Here is a 2307-nt window from a genome sequence, read left to right on the forward strand (position 1 = left end):
GAGCACCAGGCAGGCAGCTTCGCGCTTGAACTCAGGGGTAAAGGTACGGCGTTGCTTGGTCATCGGACACCTCTCTGTGGCGAGCATTCTCGCCTAAATGGGTGTCCGGGGTTAGTAGACCACTACAATGCACTTCCTTGTCTGTCCAGACATACTCGCGCTGATAGTCCGGAACGATGTAGAAGCACTCTCTAAAGGCCTCTTCGATGCTGTATTTGTGGTTTTCGATGCGAGCCATGTTTGTTCCTGTCTCGTTCTTTGTGGTGATAGGGCTTCAGCCGAAGTGGCAATTCAACACTTGGCAATTGGAAAAATCAGCATTGCTCATTCCCGTGTAGCCCCAAACAAATCTGCTCCCGAATCCTTCTTCAGCAGCTCGTACACCACCGTCAGGAACACCTCACGCGTCGATTCGTCGCTGAGTAGCTTGGTCGCCATACTAGCGTGGCTGCTCATGGCGGCAGCGATGGCAGAGATGGCTTTTGAAGGCAGGTCCGCCTTCATGGTCTGTTCCATCGTGTTGTTCTGCACTTGGGCCATCACCACGCTGTCAGCGCGCAGCTTCTCGGAGACGTGCACCGCGAAGGCCACCTGGTCAGTGTCGGTAATGTCCTTGCCGAAGGAGTTGTTGAGCTTCTCAATCAGCTCGGCGAGGTATTTTTTCTCGCGGTCGCGGGCGTCGCGCAGGCCGTTATCGGTCATACCATAAAGGCCAGGTGTTTCACCCAGCACGGCGACGCCACTGAGGTTGCTGCCCTTCTTGATCTTGTAGTGGCTGAGTTTGAGGTCACCCAGGTCCACCTGCTCGGCGGTGATACCCTTAAGCCGCTTACGCAGCAGGCGCGCATAGCTGGCGAAGGCCTCCAGGCTGGGGTCGCCGAAGTCGATCAACTGGGCGATGTACTCATAGCTGCGCACGAACTTGGTCAGGCTCTCACTGAAGATCATCAGCTCGTCGCGCTCCTTGCAATATTCCGAACGCTGCACATCGGCGTATTCCATGTCCTTGTCGCTACCCTCGTCATGGGCCTTCTCCCAGGCTTTCTCCCATTGGTCGATGGCATCGTTGAGCGTCTTCAACTTTCCGTTGAAGCGGTCGGTGGCCGACTGAATAAGCGAGAACAGCTTCTGGTGCGTCACCTTCGGATCGACGATGGCATCACCGAAAGCCTCCACCTCAGCCTGCTCATAGATGAACATGCCATCCAAGCGCTGCTTGATGTCATAGACGATGTTCGGATCCTGGATGTCCGCCACCTGAGCATCACGATAGAAGGTCTTGAATGACGCCAGTATCTCGTCGGCCTTGTTAGCGAAGTCGATGACGAACGTCTTGTCCTTCCCGGGGAAGGTACGGTTCAGACGCGAGAGGGTCTGAACGGCCTCCACACCGGATATTTTTTTGTCCAGATACATGGCAACCAGCTTGGGCTGGTCGAAGCCGGTCTGGTACTTGTTAGCGACGATCATCACCCGGTAGTCTGGAGTGTCGAACACCTTGCGCATATCGCGGCCATGCAGGCCGGGGTTCAGGTTGGTTTCACTGAATTGGTGATCCTTGGGCAGGCTGGCCACTTTCACATCCGTATTAGGCACCTCACCTGAGAACGCCACCATCGCCAGCACGTTGTCATAACCCTTACGTTTGCAGTAATCCTCCAGCGCCAGGTGGTACTTCACCGCTGCAGCACGCGAGCTGGTCACCACCATGGCCTTGGCCTGGCCACCGAGCAAGTGCGCGACATTCTTGCGGAAGTGTTCGACGATCAGCTCGACTTTCTGTCCCACGTTCACCGGGTTCAGCGACAGCCACTTGGCCAGTTTGCGCCCGGCGCTCTTCTCGTCCACGCGCTTGTCATCGACCATTTCGCTGCCGATTTTGAATGCCACCTCGTAGCTGGTGTAGTTCTTCAGCACGTCGAGGATGAAGCCTTCGTCGATCGCTTGCTGCATGGTGTAGAGGTGAAACGGTGCCGGCGGGTTGTCGGTGTTGACGGGCTGCGCTGGATTGCGCGGGCGGCCGAACAGGCTCAGCGTCGAATGTTTGGGCGTGGCGGTGAAGGCGAAGTAGCTGGCATTGCCTGGGCGCGAGCGCGAGCTCTGCCACACGGACAACCGCTCCGCCTTGGAGAGTTTCTCCCACTCCGCCTCGCTCTGCCCGGTCAGTACATAGCGCAGGTCTGTAGTGGTCTACTAACCCCGGACACCCATTTAGGCGAGAATGCTCGCCACAGAGAGGTGTCCGATGACCAAGCAACGCCGTACCTTTACCCCTGAGTTCAAGCGCGAAGCTGCCTGCCTGGTGCT

Annotated in this window: 2 protein-coding genes; both read right to left on the reverse strand. The window is 57.1% G+C overall.

All coding sequences use genetic code 11. From position 1 onward, the window contains the following. Nucleotides 1–31: 31 nt before the first annotated feature. Nucleotides 32–238: a hypothetical protein gene (locus DMX06_RS26480; protein ID WP_110739978.1), complete on the reverse strand. Its 207-nt coding sequence runs from the start codon at nt 236–238 to the stop codon at nt 32–34. A gap of 86 nt (nt 239–324) precedes the next feature. Beyond that, the gene (locus DMX06_RS25995) at nt 325–2109 is read right to left on the reverse strand and encodes a type I restriction enzyme subunit R domain-containing protein (protein ID WP_258378924.1); all 1785 of its coding nucleotides are present in this window, start codon (nt 2107–2109) and stop codon (nt 325–327) included. Between the last annotated feature and the right edge of the window lie 198 nt (nt 2110–2307).

The sequence above is a fragment of the Pseudomonas mosselii genome, from assembly GCF_003205295.1.
Taxonomy (GTDB): Bacteria; Pseudomonadota; Gammaproteobacteria; order Pseudomonadales; family Pseudomonadaceae; genus Aquipseudomonas; species Aquipseudomonas mosselii_B.